Annotated in this window: 15 protein-coding genes, 1 tRNA gene and 1 pseudogene; 5 read left to right on the top strand and 12 right to left on the bottom strand. The window is 53.1% G+C overall.

Annotated elements, in window-relative coordinates; translation table 11 throughout:
* The 12 genes and pseudogenes from HMPREF1144_RS33360 to tssB form a co-directional block, all read right to left on the bottom strand.
* Positions 1 to 174, bottom strand: a pseudogene (locus HMPREF1144_RS33360) (sulfatase modifying factor 1); the annotation flags it as partial.
* 15 nt (positions 175 to 189) lie between these two features.
* A complete protein-coding gene (locus HMPREF1144_RS33715) occupies positions 190 to 2,457 on the bottom strand; it encodes a hypothetical protein (protein ID WP_009653697.1) in 2,268 nt (755 codons plus the stop codon).
* 16 nt (positions 2,458 to 2,473) lie between these two features.
* The gene (locus HMPREF1144_RS19245; protein ID WP_042928069.1) at positions 2,474 to 4,978 is read right to left on the bottom strand and encodes a type VI secretion system Vgr family protein; all 2,505 of its coding nucleotides are present in this window, start codon (positions 4,976 to 4,978) and stop codon (positions 2,474 to 2,476) included.
* Between the two features lie 186 nt (positions 4,979 to 5,164).
* A complete protein-coding gene (locus HMPREF1144_RS31770) occupies positions 5,165 to 5,377 on the bottom strand; it encodes a hypothetical protein (RefSeq protein ID WP_004851527.1) in 213 nt (70 codons plus the stop codon).
* Positions 5,374 to 6,015, bottom strand: coding sequence for a hypothetical protein (locus tag HMPREF1144_RS19240; RefSeq protein ID WP_009653687.1), 642 nt, complete (start codon positions 6,013 to 6,015; stop codon positions 5,374 to 5,376). The genes HMPREF1144_RS31770 and HMPREF1144_RS19240 overlap by 4 nt, the downstream gene beginning before the upstream one ends.
* 25 nt (positions 6,016 to 6,040) lie before the next feature.
* The gene (gene tssH / locus HMPREF1144_RS19235; RefSeq protein WP_009653692.1) at positions 6,041 to 8,668 is read right to left on the bottom strand and encodes a type VI secretion system ATPase TssH; all 2,628 of its coding nucleotides are present in this window, start codon (positions 8,666 to 8,668) and stop codon (positions 6,041 to 6,043) included.
* 170 nt (positions 8,669 to 8,838) lie between these two features.
* Positions 8,839 to 9,330: a type VI secretion system effector Hcp gene (gene hcp, locus HMPREF1144_RS19230; protein ID WP_009653685.1), complete on the bottom strand. Its 492-nt coding sequence runs from the start codon at positions 9,328 to 9,330 to the stop codon at positions 8,839 to 8,841.
* 5 nt (positions 9,331 to 9,335) lie between these two features.
* The gene (locus HMPREF1144_RS19225; RefSeq protein ID WP_198286851.1) at positions 9,336 to 11,057 is read right to left on the bottom strand and encodes an OmpA family protein; all 1,722 of its coding nucleotides are present in this window, start codon (positions 11,055 to 11,057) and stop codon (positions 9,336 to 9,338) included.
* Positions 11,058 to 11,060: 3 nt separating this feature from the next.
* Complete coding sequence (gene tssL, locus HMPREF1144_RS19220; protein ID WP_009653696.1) at positions 11,061 to 11,714, bottom strand: type VI secretion system protein TssL, short form; 654 nt, start codon at positions 11,712 to 11,714, stop codon at positions 11,061 to 11,063.
* Positions 11,711 to 13,048, bottom strand: coding sequence for a type VI secretion system baseplate subunit TssK (tssK, locus tag HMPREF1144_RS19215; RefSeq protein ID WP_009653686.1), 1,338 nt, complete (start codon positions 13,046 to 13,048; stop codon positions 11,711 to 11,713). The genes tssL and tssK overlap by 4 nt, the downstream gene beginning before the upstream one ends.
* 18 nt (positions 13,049 to 13,066) lie before the next feature.
* Positions 13,067 to 14,617 carry a type VI secretion system contractile sheath large subunit gene (gene tssC / locus HMPREF1144_RS19210; protein WP_042928068.1) on the bottom strand — a complete coding sequence of 517 codons (1,551 nt, stop codon included), beginning with the start codon at positions 14,615 to 14,617 and terminating at the stop codon, positions 13,067 to 13,069.
* Between the two features lie 36 nt (positions 14,618 to 14,653).
* A complete protein-coding gene (gene tssB, locus HMPREF1144_RS19205) occupies positions 14,654 to 15,151 on the bottom strand; it encodes a type VI secretion system contractile sheath small subunit (protein ID WP_004851543.1) in 498 nt (165 codons plus the stop codon).
* A 574-nt stretch (positions 15,152 to 15,725) separates the two neighbouring features.
* Here tssB and HMPREF1144_RS33710 point away from each other — a divergent pair.
* From HMPREF1144_RS33710 to HMPREF1144_RS19180, 5 genes are all read left to right on the top strand, one after another.
* On the top strand, positions 15,726 to 16,133 hold the full coding sequence (locus HMPREF1144_RS33710; RefSeq protein ID WP_227500449.1) for an IS66 family transposase zinc-finger binding domain-containing protein: 408 nt from the start codon (positions 15,726 to 15,728) through the stop codon (positions 16,131 to 16,133).
* A gap of 269 nt (positions 16,134 to 16,402) precedes the next feature.
* Positions 16,403 to 16,479: transfer RNA gene (locus tag HMPREF1144_RS19195), tRNA-Val, on the top strand.
* 436 nt (positions 16,480 to 16,915) lie between these two features.
* The gene (locus HMPREF1144_RS19190; protein ID WP_004136767.1) at positions 16,916 to 17,101 is read left to right on the top strand and encodes a general stress protein; all 186 of its coding nucleotides are present in this window, start codon (positions 16,916 to 16,918) and stop codon (positions 17,099 to 17,101) included.
* An 88-nt stretch (positions 17,102 to 17,189) separates the two neighbouring features.
* Positions 17,190 to 17,687, top strand: a complete 498-nt coding sequence (locus HMPREF1144_RS19185) for a ferritin-like domain-containing protein (RefSeq protein ID WP_004851550.1) — start codon at positions 17,190 to 17,192, stop codon at positions 17,685 to 17,687.
* A gap of 32 nt (positions 17,688 to 17,719) precedes the next feature.
* Entirely contained in the window at positions 17,720 to 18,226 is a 507-nt protein-coding gene (locus HMPREF1144_RS19180) for a ferritin-like domain-containing protein (protein WP_009653688.1), read from the top strand.
* Positions 18,227 to 18,239: the final 13 nt, after the last annotated feature.

Raw genomic sequence — 18,239 nt, 5'->3', positions numbered from 1 at the left:
CACTAAAGGACCAAAGTCCCCCATGAGAAACTCTCCACCCTGAACGGGCACCATGTTCGCGATGGACTTATCTGCAAGGATTTTCGCGGCCTGAGTATCAGCTGCGGCACTACCCTGATCGCAACCAGTCAGAAAACACACTGCCACCACGATAGTTATTAGCTTCTTATTCATCTCATTCCTTAAGGATTACGCCATCATGGTGTTTTTCATGAGGGTACTCTCTGGGTGCTGTTCATCCACCATCGCAAGGTACTCATCCATTTCATGGTCCGGGATAGAGACAAAAGGATCGTCGTGGTCGACAGAGGTGCGCAGATTGCCATATAAGTGCGCCAGTTTTTCGCCGTAGTTAGTGTAGAAAAACATGCTCCGTTCGCCTATACCAAGGAACTTAATAACATCCTGCTCATTAAGACCTTTATCACCTTTTCTCTCTCCAGGTGAAGTGGTCAGGTGCTGCATAACATTGTTGTAATCCGCCTGGCTTTGTACCCACTTTAACGCCTTAAAAACGGCCTGTTTTCGGCGTTTCAAAGGGCCAATCTTCCAACTGTTAACCGAGAAAAAATCATTATTCTGGTTTCTGGGATCAATCCAGTCCGCCCAGTTGTTATCTATTAAGGTGGCGATTACGGCTCCCTTTGTTTCTGGTGGGGTATATTTCAGTTGGTCAGGGTTATTGAGGATGCTTTCCATTAACTTAACTCGAGAATCTTCATCCTCAAGATCTAATTTTAACCCATCAATTATGTTCGAAGATTCTTTATACATTGCGTCAATAGCTTGAATGCCCTGAGCAGCCATGACCAACGGAATAGCGCACAACGCTCGGAAGGCATCTCCCTTCATCATCTGTTCCAGCTTCTGATAGTCCACATTGCGGAGCATATAAAGAAAACTTTTCATAAATGCCGCAAACGAATTACCGTCAACTTCAAAGCCTAAAGAACCCTTGGCACCAACACCCCAGCAAAGTGCTGCCTTACAATAAATTCTGAAGCGACTGTTAATATACGTCACGTAAAAAACGGCAGATCCACCAGCCCCAGCCTGAGCAGTTACACCAAGAGACAGTTTGGCAATCGCTGTGAATTTTTTCTCTTTATTCACAATTTGCTTGTTACTATCATGAGCAATATTGCCATCACCTTCAGGATGCGGATCAAACCATTCAATAGCACCGCTAATGTTGCCACCCGCCTGAACACCAGCAAAAGCGCCAATTTCTCCGCCAGCCTGGACATCCGGCTGTGGAATGGTCAAATTAACCTGCCTTTGGCCAGGAGGTGCCGGAGGTGTAAGTTTCGCCGGGCTTCCCTTAATCCCATAGCCCTTTGCCATTTCTCCACTAAAATCAGCTTCTACACCCAATTCAATCCCAAGGCTTGCCCCGGCATTACCGGATAACACCGCATTAATCGTGTAGCGGATAGCCCCCATATTACAGACACCACCAGCTACACCCGCAGTTGCTTTGGCAGGAAACAACAATGCAATACCAAGTCGATCAGGAATAAATAGCTCAGCTGACGCTTTTGCCTCCCCCAGAGCAAAGCTTGCATGGCCTTCCATCTTTGCGGAGGCTTTCCCTTCTAAAGGGTTAAATTCAGCAGACAGCCCGGCCCCCTGGCTATAGCGCATCAGCTGTGCCTGTGCGCTGATGTCGACGTACTGATGATAAGTAGACTCATCGTCGGGCTTATCATTTTCTTTGGGCCAGGTAAGCCCTTTATTCATTTTTTTCGCCCAGTCAGTAAGAACAACATTACTGTCTTCTAATAGTTCATCTTCAAACTTAAGGCTGGATGACGCTTCTTTTAATTGTTTTATTAACTCTTCGGCATCAATCTTTCCCGATCGAACTGTTTTTTTCGTTTCATTCCCATTAGCATCGACATCCGTAACTTCTTTATCTGTATATTTAATGAAGCTGGCTTCACCACTTTTCTTGTCCACTTCACTGAGTTTGTATTTCCGCCAGTGACTGCGAATTTTATCGGAGCGAACATAAGTACTCTTGAATCCTGCAGTCTTCTGAAGGGGAATCAGCTCCATAAGGCCGATAGCTGATTCTTTAGAGTTTTCATCAAGCAATTCACCCTCGGGAATCTTTGCAGTCAACGCTTTAAGCTCTGCTTTTAATTGTTCGTTAGCGTCGTTGAGTTGTTGATAGGTACTCTGAAGTTTGCTGTCATAAGCACGTTGTGGTTTCTTACCTGCCTGAGTCAACATTTCGAAATTGAGTTCATCCAGAGCAATCTGCGCTTTCTTCTGGTTTTCCAGCAACGCTGTCATTTTCAGCTGTTCCTGTATGAGTAAGCGGTTATCTTTTTCATCAACGCAAAGTAACGTTGCACTACCCGGGTGAAAATAAACCTGAGGGCCATGCTCTCCGTTGACGACAGTGTTTTTACTCACATTATCCAGACTACTTTGCTGTGTACCTTTGGTCATCTTCTGTCCCCCTGAATTAACCACCGAGCAGTTCAATACTGATTTTGCTTTTTGCCGCACCGAATATTTCAGCCGTCTTACCTTCACTGTCAGTGCGCCCTTCATAAACAGAACCATCAGCAGTGGTTATCCGATATCGCGTGTTAGCCAGGATATCGCCAGACACCTTATCCTGTGCAACAAATCTCTCGCTATACCCTTGCGGAAGCACCGGTTTAGGTACGTCATAATCCGCACTTCCCATTTTTTGAACATTGGCACACTTCAGTAAAATATTACCCGGTGCACCGAGTTCCATATTCCCACCTGAGAGTTTCATAAATGCACCGCCACAGTTAACAACCAGTTCTGTTGCACCCGTAATGACTACTTTGCCTTCCACACTGGTCACCGTGACGTCTTTTTTCGCAATAGCCTCAAGCGCATCATCCTGCGCCTGAATTTCAACTTTTCCCTTAGCAGCAAAAAGTTTCATTCCGGCCTTTCGGGCCAGCATGCTCACAGCTTCACCCGCCGCGACTGTAAAACGCTTCAGTGCACTGATGTCAGTATTCTGTTGGGACATAATTCCTACGCTGGCACTACCAGATGCCATACGAACCGCCTGCGGGCTGGTGATGCTTACTCCTTCAGGCGCATTTAGCACCATTCCTGGCTGGGCAAGGTCTTTAAGAGCATCAGTCAACTTCACCTGGCTCTGTATATCAGCAGGAAGTGCTTGTGCCGTTTCTGCAGCATCAGACAAACTTCTGGCAATACTCAGTGCATTTTCCAACTGGGCAATAGCTTCCTGCATCGAAAGCATCTTGTCCCCGGCAAACGGCTGTTTATCTGCAGTGATAAATACACCAGCTCCACCGCGAACGGCCACCCATTTATCAGTACGTAACTCCGCACCTTCACCCCGCAATACCCTGTCAGCATCCACGTTGTGACCCAGATTAAGCTGTGTTTTCCCACCGTACTCCGTACTGAGCTTAATGTGCTCTTCACCGCGCTTGTCTTCCATCCGCAGCTTGTTCAGGCCCGCTGTACGGATAACGTTACGCGTGCTGTTGGCTTCAGTCACATGGTCAACATGGCGAGAGTCGTGAAGAGCATGGGCAATATACGGGCGATCCGGATCGCCTTCGTGGAATGCAATAGCAACTTCAGTGCCCTGAATCAATGGGAAGTGGAAGCCGTATTTGTCACCGCCGTAAGGTTTGGCGAAGCGTACCGGCATACTTTCCATGCCCTGGCGCTTCTCATCACGGTCGGCATCAAACTTCACCCGGTACATCCCCGAGGCATCCTGCCAGGCGTAGATATCGTTCTCTTTGGCGCTGGTCACGCGCGCCGTCAGCGTGCCGCTGACCACCGGGCGCTTTTTAGCGGCAGGGCGCCAGCAGCGGTTCTCGTAGTACGGCATGGCTGACCATGCCACTTTCAGGGCATTCTTACGGCTGGCGTAGTAGCCAGTGCGGATAATAACAACACCGTTCTCCGTTTCACGGGGCAGCGTTGGCGGGATAGCCATTTCGGTGATAGTCAGCACCTGCGCCGGGGCGAGGGTGTGGTCGGTGCTACTGCCCGTTATTGTGGTCTGATTCGACAGAAAACGTTCATGCTCCAGACGCGCCCAGAAGTTACCGGTTTCTGCCGCCGGCGTGATTTTATCACCACGTTCAAGATGATGTGGGCGGTAGTGATACACATCACCGTAGGTGTTCCCCTCTCCGTCTCCGCGGGTCATGTCAGCCGGTACAGACATCAGGACGTTCTGTGCTTCACGGTGGTTGTAGTCACTGGCCGTAACCGAACGCTCCACCACGTTATGCCAGACGTACACATCCCACACCGAGTCGGCCGCATTATCATTTGTCCCTGACGGGCTGTTCAACGGCAGCGTTTTACCGAACGTCCAGGCGCTCTGCTTGTCTGCGAAATGCACCACTTCGGTCTGGGTATCGGGCTGCAGTGTGAAGAAATAAAAAATCCCCACCTCTGCAAGCAGACGTTCGATAAAGGCGAGGTCATTTTCCTGGTACTGGTTAATCTGCTCACGCTTCGGATAATCGGCCTTGAGGGTGAACTCATACTCCCAGTCCTTGAGGCCATGCTCCGTGAGCACCTCTGTCACCACTTCCGGCACCGACTTGTTGACGAAAAAGCGGTGAGTACGGAACTGATTGCCCAACAGCGCCAGGAACGGCTCCAGCACAATGCAGTATTGCGCTTCATCAGCGGAACCACCGGTACGCTCGAAACGGGTCACCACCCCGTGAACCACCTTGCGATCCGTCAGGGAAAGCAGGTTGCCCGCGCCCATGGTCAGGGTTGCCGGCTTACTCAACATCTGGCGGGCATCAATATTCTTGTCAGTGCTGGTGAAGTTGATGGTGTACCTGTACAGTGCACTCATCGCTTCCGAGCCGCTAAAACCTTCCACATCAATATTTGCCACACACGACGGAATATCCAGTTGGTAACGGTTTAACGGGGTTTGGATTAAACTGCTCAGTGAATCTGTCAGGCTCACGCTCTTTACTCCATGTAATATTTCAACATCCTGAATGACCAGTGATGGAAAGAAAGACAACGATATAATTTTTAAATTATTTTATTTAGCTACTCCACCGTATAGTCACGTTATCTCTATGCCTGTTGGTGGAACGTTATAAATACCTTTCTGATTGATTTTCAGGGGGATGACGAAACCGTAAGATTATTCATCATAAACGTATGTATAAGCAAAACGATATATAAGATAGCCTGCAAAAAATTCTGCTATCGAAAACACACCCCAAATATATCTGGATTCACTTGAAGATAAGAAAAAAAACCAAATAGTAAATACAATACCAGAAACACCCAGCCCCATCCCCGCCCCGCGAATTAACCGGGAAAGGATCACCAAAAAAATCACCTTGATTTTCATAAACCTCCAAAAAAGTATTCGCATACTTTATCAAACTCGGCAGGATTTCTGTCTCCTACCTCACAAGCTATCTCAAAAGGCTTAACGATATCTTCAACAATAAAATAAAGAAGATCCAGGTCACCAAGACGTTGGAGTTTATTGTGCAAAACAGGATTTCTGTCTTCGAGGTCTCTTGATGTATAAATTGCTCTGGATGTTTCAGCACCAACAGATAACAATAAACCAGCCAAACTTCCAGCAAAAAAGGCCGATACACCTCTGGATGCTATTGTGTCGCCCAACTTCACACCTGTTAGTTCAGTAAATGCCATTTTCCCCATGAACGAACCGGAAACATTTTTCACAATAGAAGATATTTTTTCGACATGAATGCGTGAAACAAAATCTTCGAGGGAGGTTTTAATGATTTGCTCAATAACCTGATGGTTAAATACGCCTTTTTTCACTAATCGCGCCAGCCTGAATTTATCATCCAGATTATCTCTACGATGCTCAGCATCAATGAAATCATACCCCAGATAAGCAAGGCTGACTGGAAACGAAATAAAACCTTTTCCTATTGCGCCCCAAAAACCAGAACCATCAATATTAATGGCCTCAAGCATACCTCTGGCAATCTCTTTTGCGCTGTCCATAATTGTTACCCTTTAGATAAGCCTGTTAATCAAACTCCAGCCCGATGCCCTCTTCCTCACTCCAGCCAAGGCGTAACGACTGTGGCTTCTGTCCCGCCGCCAGATGGCTCAGCAGTTGCTGGCTCAGCACCGGCAATATCTGCTGGTTGAGCAGGCTGTCCACGTTGCGCGCCCCGGTGTCCGGCAGCAGGCAGGCAGCGGTGAGCGCATCGTACAGACTTTCTTCAATATCCGTTTTCATACCGTAGTGACGGCTGAGACGCTGTCTCACCTGGTTCAGCTTCATCTCCACAATCATGCGCATGGCGGGTTGTGTGAGCGGGCGGTAAACCACCGTCTGGAAACGCGCCAGCAGCGCGGGCTGGAAGTGGTCGCGCAGGATTGGGCGCAGCAGTTCATGCAAATCGCTGTCTGTGGCGTCGGGCTGTTCGTCCAGCAGCTGCATAATGTGGTCGCTGCCGAGGTTGGAGGTCATCAGGATGACGGTGTTGCGGAAATCAATTTCACGTCCTTCGCCGTCGCGCATAAACCCCCGGTCAAACACCTGGTAGAACAGGTTCATCACGTCGCGGTGCGCCTTCTCCACTTCATCCAGCAGCACCACGCTGTACGGGCGCTTGCGCACCGCTTCGGTGAGGATGCCGCCCTGGCCGTAGCCGACGTAGCCAGGAGGAGAGCCTTTCAGCTGCGACACGGTGTGCGGCTCCTGGTATTCGGAGAGATTGATGGTGATAAGGGATTTCTCACCGCCGAACAGTTCGTCCGCCAGCGCCAGTGCGGTTTCGGTCTTGCCGGTGCCGCTCGGCCCCGTCAGCAGGAACACGCCCTGCGGGCCATTTTCCGGTGCAAGCCCGGTTTTTGACGCGCGGAGGCGCTGCGCGATGGCGTTCAGGGCCGCATTCTGACCCACCACCCGTTTGCCGAGGTTATTCTCCAGGCTCAGCAGCTCCGTCTGCTCATCCTTCATCAGCGAGGAGAGCGGCACGCCGGTCCAGTCGGCGATGACCGTGGCGACGGTTCGCGCATCCACGTCGAGGCCCAGCAGCGGATTGTTTCGCTGCACGATAGTGAGTTGCGTCTGCAGGTCACTAATTTCTGCCTGGCGAGAGATATCCGCGCGGCAGGCAAGCAGTTGTTCCGTCAGCTTCAGCTCCTGGCCAGACTGCGTTTCCAGTTCGTCGAGTTCCAGGATGATGCGGATTTCGTCCTGTTCGATAGAGGCCAGTCTTTCGCTGTGGGCGCTGTTGCCCACTGCAATATCCTCCAGCAGCGCCTGCTTTTCCATGGCAAGGGCCGTGAGCTGCGCCTTCCGCCGGGTCAGCGCTTCCGGCACGGTGTCGAGACTCATGCGGATACGGGCCGACGCCGTATCCAGCAGGTCAACTGCCTTGTCCGGCAGCTGACGTCCGGTGAGGTAGCGTCTGGAGAGGGTGACGGCAGCCTTCACCGCCTCATCGGTGATATGCACGCCATGATGCTCCGCGTAGCGGGATTTCAGGCCGCGCAGCATCAGGCAGGCGGTGTCGTCGTCCGGCTCGTCCACCTTCACCATCTGGAAGCGGCGCTCCAGCGCGGCGTCGCGCTCGAAGTACTGTTTGTATTCGCTCCAGGTGGTGGCGGCGATGGTTCTGAGTTCACCGCGGGCGAGCGCAGGCTTCAGCAGGTTGGCCGCATCCGCGCCGCCCGCCTGGTTGCCTGCGCCGATAATGGTGTGTGCTTCGTCAATGAACAGCAGCACCGGCTGCGGTGACTGCTGCACCGCTTCAATGATGTTTTTCAGGCGCTGCTCGAATTCACCTTTGACGCCCGCCCCCGCCTGCAGCAGGCCGAGGTCAAGGGTGCGCACGCTCACCGCCTTCAGCGCATCGGGCACATTGCCTTCGGCAATGCGCAGCGCCAGTCCCTCGACAAGGGCGGTTTTGCCCACGCCCGGTTCACCCACCAGAATTGGGTTGTTCTTGCGACGACGAGAGAGAATGTCCACCATCTGACGGATTTCCGTATCGCGACCAAACACCGGGTCGATTTTGCCTTCTTTCGCTCTGGCGGTGACATCGAGGGTGAATTTATCCAGGGCGTTCTGCAGCGCCGGGTTCAGTTCCCCCTCCTTTATATCAGCGCCGACCGGACGGCCGACAAACTCCACCTCGCCGCCCTGCGCCAGTTCCACCTCCTGCTGTATTTCCGGACGCTCGTCCGACTGCGCATCCAGAAGCCCGCGCAGGCGCTCAAGCTGGCTCTGCCCGAGGGTCAGCAGCGGCCACAGACCATCGCAGCGCGCCAGTTTAGGCTTATCGACCAGCGCCATCAGCAGATGCACACTGCGGATATGCTCTTCGCCGTTAAGGGAGGCGAACAGCCAGGCTTGCTGCATCAGCGTCTCAATGCTGTCTGATAGCTGCGGGCGACTGCGAACAGAGCGAGGAAGTGTATCCAGCCAGCCCAGCAAATCCTGCCAGATGGCATCCATATCCCACTCATAGCGCCGTGCCAGCACCGTCAGGTCACCCTCTCCCTGCTCCAGCAGCTTCAGCAGCCAGTGCTCGGGCAGGATTTCCGCATGGGCGCGCGTCTGGCAGAGCGAAGCCGCGCCTTCCATCGCGCGGGCACAGTAAGGGTTCAGACGTCGCAACAGGCTGGCTGGATTTTCCATGAGACTCTCTCTTTATCAGTTCCGGACACGCTACCGCCCGTCGCTTTTCCGTAAAGGAACCCAAAGCGCACAGGGTCAGGCAGGCAGATTGTATTTTCTCTTTGCTGAACACCCGCATCTCAGGCGCTCAGCAAAAAAACGGCGGACAGGAAAACCTGCCCGCTTCAGAATTACGCGGTGGCGCGTTCGTTCCAGGAATCGGAATGAATGATGTTGCCGTCCTTGTAGGTCCAGGTGATTTTTTCGTAACGCAGTTCGATTTGCTCGAGGTGGTTATGCTTCTCGAAAGCAGGATCCTTGATGTCGTGCATCTTCGGATTGACCTTCACCAGCTTCACATTCTCAAGCTTCGTGTTGAAGTACTCCACTTCCTGGCCCGCATCGTTGATTCTGTACCATTTGAATTCCGCAGACTTCAGGGTCTGACCGGTGGTCACGGCCTTGTACAGATACGGGCTGGAGGAGTCGATTTCCTTGGTAAACAGGAACGGGGTGTGGATACGGGTACCCGTCAGCTTGCCGGTGTTGTTATCGGTCGGGATGTACAGGTTGTGTTCCTGGGCCACCACTTCGATACTGCCTTCACGATCCTGAACGTCCACGGAACCTTTAATGTCCGCACCGCCGTCGTCCTTCAGCCACAGATAAACAGGAATTGCCATGTTAATTACTCCATTTCATTTTTTGACGCGCCATCATCCGATGACGCGGGTGTGTTGCCCGGCAGCTGGCAGGCGTTCGCCTGCGGCACCAGACTGATTTCGACACGGCGGTTGAGCGCACGGCCCTCCGGGGTGTCGTTGGTGGCGACAGGACGGCTTTCGCCGTAGCCCTGCACCGCAAAACAACTCTCCGGCACGTCGCCGGTGTCGCGCATCCAGTCGCGCACGGACTCCGCACGCTTAAGCGACAGCACCTGGTTAGACTGGTCATCCCCCGTGCTGTCGGTATGGCCCGCCACCACAATCAGCCAGCCGGGCTTCGCCTTAATCCCCACGAGCGAGTTCACCAGCAGCTTTGTCGAGCCAGGTTTCAGCGCCCATTTTCCGGTGTCGAACAGCGACATGCTGTCGAGACGAAGGGTTTTCGGCCCCTGAATGATTTTCTTAATGACCGGAGGCGGCGGTGGCGGAGGAGCCCAGTCACTGACTGCGGCCTCAACGGGCGGGATCAGTCGCAGTCCCTGATACAGACCCAGGCGATAACGCAGTGGCTCCCCGCGACGCGCCCAGTCGTCCAGCAATGCGCCATCGGCCCTGAGGCGCTGCTGCGCACGCAGTTTCGGGGCAACAGGCTTTCCCGTCAGCTGGTGATACAATGCAAGGTGATCGCCAACATTACGGATAAGGCGCTGGTTGTTCATCCAGGACGCCAGCATAGCCAGCGCGAGAAAAACCCCGCCCAGTAATCCGGCATAACGCCAGAACACCATCCTGCGGCTCACGCCACGTCGGCGCGGCAACGCAGGCAGCAGCAGTTCAGGCAGCGGCAGTGGCTCTGTGGTGACAACGGCATCCGGTGGCAGCGCCGTCACGGAAGTAATGTGCTGTTGCCAGAGACTGCCCGCGATACCGCTCACCGGCACCATGCACATACCCTGCACGCAGGGCTTCATCACCGGCAGCTCACCCTGGCGAACCGACAGCAGATCATTCACCGCGCTGTTTTGCCAGGCAAGCAGACTGTCCAGCCACAGGCCATGGCTCAGACGAGAAAGACGCCCGTCCGTTCCGTTTTCCCGGGTCCACTCCGTCAGTGACACATTGCCCTGACCGGGCTGATACACCTGAATACCGCTTCGCGGGCTTATCGTGGTAAACCAGACGGGCTCAGCCTCCGCACAGGCCACAGGAGGCGATACCCAGGTCACGGTCCACAGCGGGGGGAGCGTGCCAAATGCCGCACGGCACCGGACGACAGCCCGCTGCCAGCCACGAAGATTCTGGGTAAAATCATCACCGGAGGTGTGCTGTTCAGGCACCACCGCCAGCATGACGGAGATTTGCGACACCAGAGCCGGACGCACCAGGCTCAGGTGCTGTGCCAGGAGCGGCAGCTGTTCCGCATCCTTCACCCACAGATACCAGCCCTGCCGGGTTTCCCGGTGACGGGAGCCGGACACAAACAGCGGGCTGTTGTCGCCACAGACGAGGATCACCGCCCCCTGAAAATCTTCCGGCGGCAGATTTTCATCCACAATCTCGCGGACAGCGGTCGCCCGCACCAGAGAAGCCCGGTGCTGACGCCAGAACATCATCCCGGACACCAGAATAACCAGCAGGCTGAGTGCCACGCGGCTGCCCGTGGACAGTGGCCAGAATCCCAGAATGAGCCACATCGCCAGTACGGCACCCAGGGCAGTTAACAGACTTCGGTACGCATCCCGCATCGCTTACCCCGGCCTGACGGTCTGGCTTACCAGCCCGGTAAGCGAAGACGAGAGGAAGAACCAGAGCGCCACCAGGGCGACAACGGCCACAACCCAGGTCAGCCAGTACCCGCGACGACCGCTGCGCAGGCGTGATGCCCGGGCAACAATGGGAGCGTCCTGTGCCAGCGTAAAGGCCGGCACACGCTCCGCGAGCGCGCGAACGGTATCTTCCCGACGCTCGTCATCCTGGGCGCGATATTGCCCCACGAACCCCAGCTGCAGGGTCCGGTACATACAGGTCAGGACAGCGGCGTCAGGAGCGGTTTCTTTCAGCAGGTTGCGGATCCGTTCCCATAACTCCTCACCGGCATTGAGGGTGCCAAAGAAGTGTGCCTGCAGCGGGTCACGCCGCCAGGTCAGATAACCATCATCGGTGGTTCCCCGGTTCATCACGCTCTCATCAAGCAGTGCACACAGGGCATACACCATATGGTCACGGCTGATGTCGCTGTAACCGGCTTCCGTGAGCGCAGCCTTCGCCTCCTGCACCAGACGGCAGGCCCGGCGATAGAGCCCTTCCCCGTCACGGACCTCCTGTCCGCCCCGCAGCTGGCTGGCCATCAGCCAGCCCGGGTAGAAAATACGCTCAATTTGACTCATTTCTGATGTATTCATGTGCGTAGTACCGCAAAGAGTTCAGGTTTCACATCCCCCAGTGAGCGCGGGGTATAGAAAGTGCAGCTTCCCGCTTCCAGCATCGCCCGCGCCGCCTCACTACTCAGATCCAGCGAGAAATACTGGTTTTCAAGGCGTAACGGGATAGCGGCCGGCACATGGGGGAGCGGCCTGATAACCATCCCGCTCAGGGCCACATTCACCACATCGGACACATCATCAAAGCTGCCCGCTTTACACAGTTGAGGGAATTTCGTCTGAAGCTCATGATTTGGCATGGAGGAGCGTACGGAAAGGTAGAAGTCTGCCCCTTCGCGCAGACGCGCATCGTGCAGGGCACCTTTCCAGATCTGGTCCTGGTGCTCCAGGTGGATACTGACCACCCGTGACGGCAGGCTCGCTTCCAGCAGCTTATCAAGCAGTGCCAGCAGCGGCGGGAATACCCGTTCCGGTGCATCGTGCTGGTAAGCCGGAATATCGCCGGCGTCGTGTTCCAGTGAGAAGGTCAGCAGGCTGCCGGCCAGACGGGACAATTCGCGGTACAGCAGTTCCGGGTGCCTGCCCGGTGTCTGCAGCAGTTCCGTCAGCACCGGCTCGGCGCTGTTCAGGGCATTGAGCAGCCAGAACAGGGAGACATCCGCGACCGCAAAGTCTGCCATCCGCTCATTGCTCTCACGGCGCATGGCCATCAGGCGACGGCGGCGGGCCTGCAGACGGACCAGCAGGTCACCCAGTTCGGTGGCAAGCCACGGACTGGCGGCAACAGACAGCATTGGCGGGATAAAGGACGGGTCCCGGATCCACTGCCCCTGCGCATTACGCACAAGACGGGCGACCGGACAGATCAGGTATGCCATGTTTTCCTGGCTGGACAGACGCAGGGTCAGCGCATGACGCAGGATCGCGAGCTCCCCGCTTTCATGGCCGGCCAGTTCCTGCACCACCACACGCTCAGCTTTCCAGCGACGCGGGCGCTCACTGTCCTGACCGTTATCAAGGTTGCCGCCACTGGCGCTCAGCAGCGGCAGTGCGGCAACCACTTCAACAGCCCCAGAGCCGTTTGCGGCAGACAAATCACAGACCGGCGGAATATTATCCGCCAGATCCGTATCAACAATCGTGCCATCCTGGAAACGTACGACCAGACGGATGGCATTCAGGCGCGCGAGCGCCAGTGCAGCATCATCAAATTCTGCCGCAACCACGCCCCAGGGATGAGAAAACCCCATCCGGGCGACCATGTCGGCAACGTATTCACTCCAGCGGGCCTGCTGCTGGAACTGTTGCGGGGCCAGAGCGGCCCCATCCTCCCAGAGTGGGCGGTAAATTTTCATCGCTGATTTCCCCTCGCCTTACGATTTGGCTTTCGGCATCCGGGAAACCAGCGACAGGTTGACGTCCATCCCTTCCACCTGGAAGTGCGGCACCGCATAAAGCTTCACGCGGAAGAAGCCCGGGTTGTCTTCGATGTCTTCCACCACCACTTTTGCGTCGCGCAGCGGGTGAGAGGCCTGCAGCTCGTCGCCCGGATCGGTCATTTCCGTCACCAGCGTGCGCACCCAGGTGTTGAGTTCAAGTTCCAGCAGACGGCGGTCTTTGGTGGTCCCGATGTTTTCGCGCTGAATCAGCTTCAGGTAGTGGGCGATACGTGAGAGCAGGAAAATGTATGGCAGGCGGGCATTGATACGGCTGTTGGCCGTTGCATCCGCCGTGTCATACAGGGCAGGCTTCTGGGTGGAGTTCGCCGAGAAGAAGCACGCGTAGTCGCGGTTCTTGTAGTAGGACAGCGGGATAAAGCCCAGGTTGGCGAATTCGAACTCGCGGGTTTCCGGGATCATCACCTCTGACGGGATCTTCACCTGGTTGCCGGTGCCGAGGTCATACAGATGGATTGGCAGGTCCTGGACGGCACCACCGGCCTGCGGGCCACGGATTTGCACGCACCAGCCGTTGTTGATGAAGCTCTTCACCATGTTGGCCGCAAAGGCGAACGAGGCGTTGGTCCACAGGTATTTATCGTGATCCGGGCCTTTCACTTCTTCAACGTAGTTGAAACTGCGCACCGGTACGGTGTCCGGGCCATACGGCACGCGTCCCAGCACGCGCGGCATCACCAGACCGAGATAGCGGGAATCGTCCGTCTCGCGGAAGGATTTCCACTTGATGTACTCGGCGCGATCAAAGTAGTTGCCGATGTCCTTGATGGCGGCTACCTGCTCCATGTTCTCTTTTAAAAAGAACGCCGGGCCCGCGGAGCCAATAAACGGCATATGGGCAGCCGCAGACACTTTTGAAATATTACGCATCAGCGCCACGTCCTGCGCGGACGCATCAAATTCGTACGCGGATATCACCGCAGCGATCGGCTCGCCACCCGGCGTGTCGTATTCCATCGTGTACGTCTGGCGGTACAGGCCACTCTGGATAATTTCCGGCGAATCCTCAAAATCCTGGCGCAGTTCGTCTTTGGACAGATCCAGGATCTCGATTTTTACGTTCTGGCGAAAGTCAGTTTTATCAACCAGCGCTTTCAGACCGCGCCATACGGATTCGACTTTCTGGAATTCATCGCTGTGCATGACTTCATCAAGCTGGCGGCTGATCTGGAAATCCAGTTCGGCGATGTGATGATCCAGTAATGTTTTATCGAGTTTCTCGACTTTCTGACCAGACTTCTGCAGGCACTGCATGAAGACCTGGACGGCTGCCGTAACGCGTGCATCAGCGGACGTTTCCGCCATCACGGTATTGTCTTCAAAACTATTCAGGTCACCAATTTCAGCAACCGGTGTTAAATTAATTTTGTTGAACAGTGAGGCGTAGACGCCATTCTGTGGCAGCGTCTTTTCAATTGTCGCGCCACCTGTATAATTCTGGGGTTCATTATTGACTGACATAAGCATTTTACTCGTGATTATTCCGTTAACGGGTTCCGGTAATTATCCCTGAACCGGGGCAAGCGCATTCAGCTCACTGCGCAGTTCATCAGTAAGTCCCGGGTCCTTTAAAATAGTTTCCAGCTCTTTCCTGAAAGTGACGTTATCCAGAAGATTGGATTTCAAATCACGCAGCAAATTACGCATGGCGAGCATCGCACGGAGCTGCGGTATTTGACGTGCCACCGCCTCTGGCTCAAAATCCTTCATATTCTGAAAAGCCAGCTTCACGTTTTCTTCAGAGCCATCGTTGGCGAGGGTATTTTTAACGGTGATACTAACTTCGGGATGGAGATCAGCGAGAACGCTGTTGAAGTTATTTTTATTGATGTTGATTTTTTCGCGCTCTGAAAGGGTCCCTTCCGCTCTGCCATTGCTGTAATCGCCGACAGCCAGCAGCTTCAGCGGCAGCTCAACTTTCTTCTGAGCGCCCCCCGTGACCAGATCCAGTTTTATATTTACGCGCGCGCGGGGTATCTCGTTCTGAAATGATTCAGACATGGTTATTTATCTCCTGAATAAATTAATCCCTTGTTGGGTTGAGTATCACCAAAAAAATGCAGGGGCTTTTATTTTAACCAGTAATTTTCGGTAAGGTAAAGCGGATGAAAAAGAAAAATGAATTTCAGTGAAACGTACTAACATTTAATCCAGACTTAACTACTGCCCCCTGACTGGCTTTGAGTGCTAAAGAACCTGGCCGTCCGCTTAATGTAAAATGAAAAACCCTGCCAATTAATAATTTTCACGGAAATGTTACAGGAAAATGCTTAATACTGAAAAGTCCTAAAACTGTCCAATACTGGACATATCATTAAAATCCGGGATAACCAGAGATACCATTTATTCTTTTCGGCACATCGGATATAAGACAATCATCCACAGGATGCATGGAAGATGTAGTATCTACAAAATCCCGTTCACTTCGTTTGACGAGGTCACTCTGTATAACGACAGTGAAATTATCTCCTGGCTGGAATGTGGCAAGCCTCTGCAGTTTTTGCCCAGCCATATCGGGTTTGTGCCTGGGCAAAGTGCGTACGCGTATCGAGATAAGTGGAATATCCCCCGGAGTATGCCCCTGGCCGGTACGGACTGCAGCCAGCCGCTGCGTCATATCACCGATGAAATCAGCGGGCGACTGGACGACATCCCGGCGCAGTTCGTGGTAAAGCGTTACGTCCGCCCGCAGTACGGCTGTGACGGCTGCCAGCGCGTGGTCTCAGGCCGTCGCCCGCTCAGATTATCCCTAAGAGTATCCCTGAAGCCGGTCTGGTGGCGCAGGTGCTGGTCAGCAAGTACTGCGACCGCCAGTCGCTGTATCACCAGCAGCGACAGCGGTATGCAGAACCGGTCAGTGTCGTCATCGCGAGTTCGCCGGAACGATACGTCCATCCCACCTACTGCGATCCTGTTGCCAGCGGCTGTGTGGATGGGCGTAATGGCGTCGCTGGCGGTGGGGAGTTTTAAGCGGTATGTGTGATGGTTATCAAGATTTGTCAGAAAGAACAAATCCACCCTCGCCAAAGTGTCTGGATGGATTGATGGCTCCGTTTCATAGTATCGCGCTATCTGCGGGTTCATCATTGCATTTGCGAACATCAGCACACAATTCCCTTACATAAATGGGTTAAATCTAAAGGCTCTACGATGAGTAGATCGTTGAGTACACCAACAGAGGAAAACACCATGAATATATTTTAAATTCATGAGGTTGTGCGTTATATCCATTTTCAATTAACGCACCATAATGCGTCCGTAGCTCAGTTGGTTAGAGCACCACCTTGACATGGTGGGGGTCGGTGGTTCGAGTCCACTCGGACGCACCATTTCACAGTCTCGTGATCTGGTGCCTTTATCTCCCGCATTGAAATATCCGAAAATTAGCCTTGCTCATTTTCTTTATATTTTCTGATTTTTCTCAATTCTACAGCGAATAATATCCAGTAGTCGGCGAATTATTTTCAGCGATTATGTAAATTGACGTAAAGCCCTGCGCCGCGTCTACGCTATATTTATTAACGCAGCGGCCCCGCCGATATTCTCTCGCTAATAAAAATCTTTCGTTAGATCATAACCCGTTATGCTGACATTCATTAAAAACAAGCGAAACGGTAACAGCAGCGCAATTCAAAGTATTTCAAAAAATATCACCACAAACTGGTTTGACTGTTCAAAAATACCGACTAGATTTAATTTCTGAACGACAACGGATACGTAATTAAATCGTATCTACCTGACATAAACTCACAGAGGTATGAAAATATGGCAGAACATCGTGGTGGTTCCGGTAATTTCGCTGAAGACCGTGATAAAGCATCTGAAGCAGGACGTAAAGGCGGTCAGCACAGCGGTGGTAACTTTAAAAACGATCCGCAGCGCGCATCTGAGGCCGGTAAAAAAGGCGGCCAAAATAGCCACGGCGGCGGGCGTAAATCTGATAATTCCTGATATTAATCGCCTCATTCTCTTGTAACTAAAAGAGTAACCTGCGAGTCTGCGGACTCGCAGTTATTCTCCGTTTATAAAGGTAATTAATATGAACATGAAGAGCATAGAAGACGTTTTTATTCATCTTTTATCGGATACGTATAGCGCAGAAAAACAATTAACCCGCGGCCTGGCGAAACTCGCCAGAGCGGCGTCCAGCGAACAGCTTAGCGCCGCGTTCAAGGCCCACCTGGAGGAGACCCAGGGGCAAATTGAACGTATCGATCAAATTGTCGAGCAAGAGCCTGATATCAAAATTAAACGGATGAAATGCGTGGCGATGGAGGGGCTGATTGAAGAAGCTAACGAAGTTATTGAGAGCACGGAGAAAAATGAAGTGCGAGATGCGGCATTAATTGCCGCTGCGCAAAAGGTTGAACATTATGAAATTGCCAGCTACGGCACTCTCGCCACTTTAGCAGAACAGCTTGGCTATAAAAAAGCGGTTAAACTTTTAGCGGAAACGTTAGAAGAAGAAAAATCAACCGACCTTAAATTAACTGACCTGGCGGTCGGCAATATTAATAAAGGCGCCCAAAATAAATAGCCAGATAGTAAATCAATTTTAAGGAGTTGATTATGAATTATCTTGAACATTATCACGACTGGCTACGCGATGCGCATGCAATGGAAAAGCAGGCAGAATCTATGCTGGAGTCCATGGCGAGCCGCATCGATAATTATCCTGACCTGCGCAGCAGAATTCAACAGCACGTAACTGAAACCAAACGCCAAATTACGGTACTGGAGGAGATTCTGGATCGTAATAATATATCACGCTCGGTGCTGAAGGATTCCATGAGCAAAATGGCCGCGTTGGGCCAATCCATTGGCGGGATGTTCCCTTCCGATGAAATCGTTAAAGGGTCAATTAGCGGTTATGTATTTGAGCAGTTTGAAATTGCCTGTTATACCTCCCTGCTTGCCGCCGCGAATAAAGCCGGCGACACCGCCTCAATCCCCGCCATCGAATCGATTCTGGCAGAAGAGCGGGCCATGGCCGACTGGCTGCTGAAACATATTCCGCAAACAACGGAAGAGTTCCTTCTGCGCTCTGAAGCCGAAGGCGTTGAAGCGAAAAAATAAGCAATAAGGATAA

Origin of the sequence: Klebsiella sp. OBRC7 (assembly GCF_000293135.1) — a bacterium.
Taxonomy (GTDB): Bacteria; Pseudomonadota; Gammaproteobacteria; order Enterobacterales; family Enterobacteriaceae; genus Klebsiella; species Klebsiella michiganensis.
This window is presented reverse-complemented; position numbering and strand designations above follow the sequence as displayed.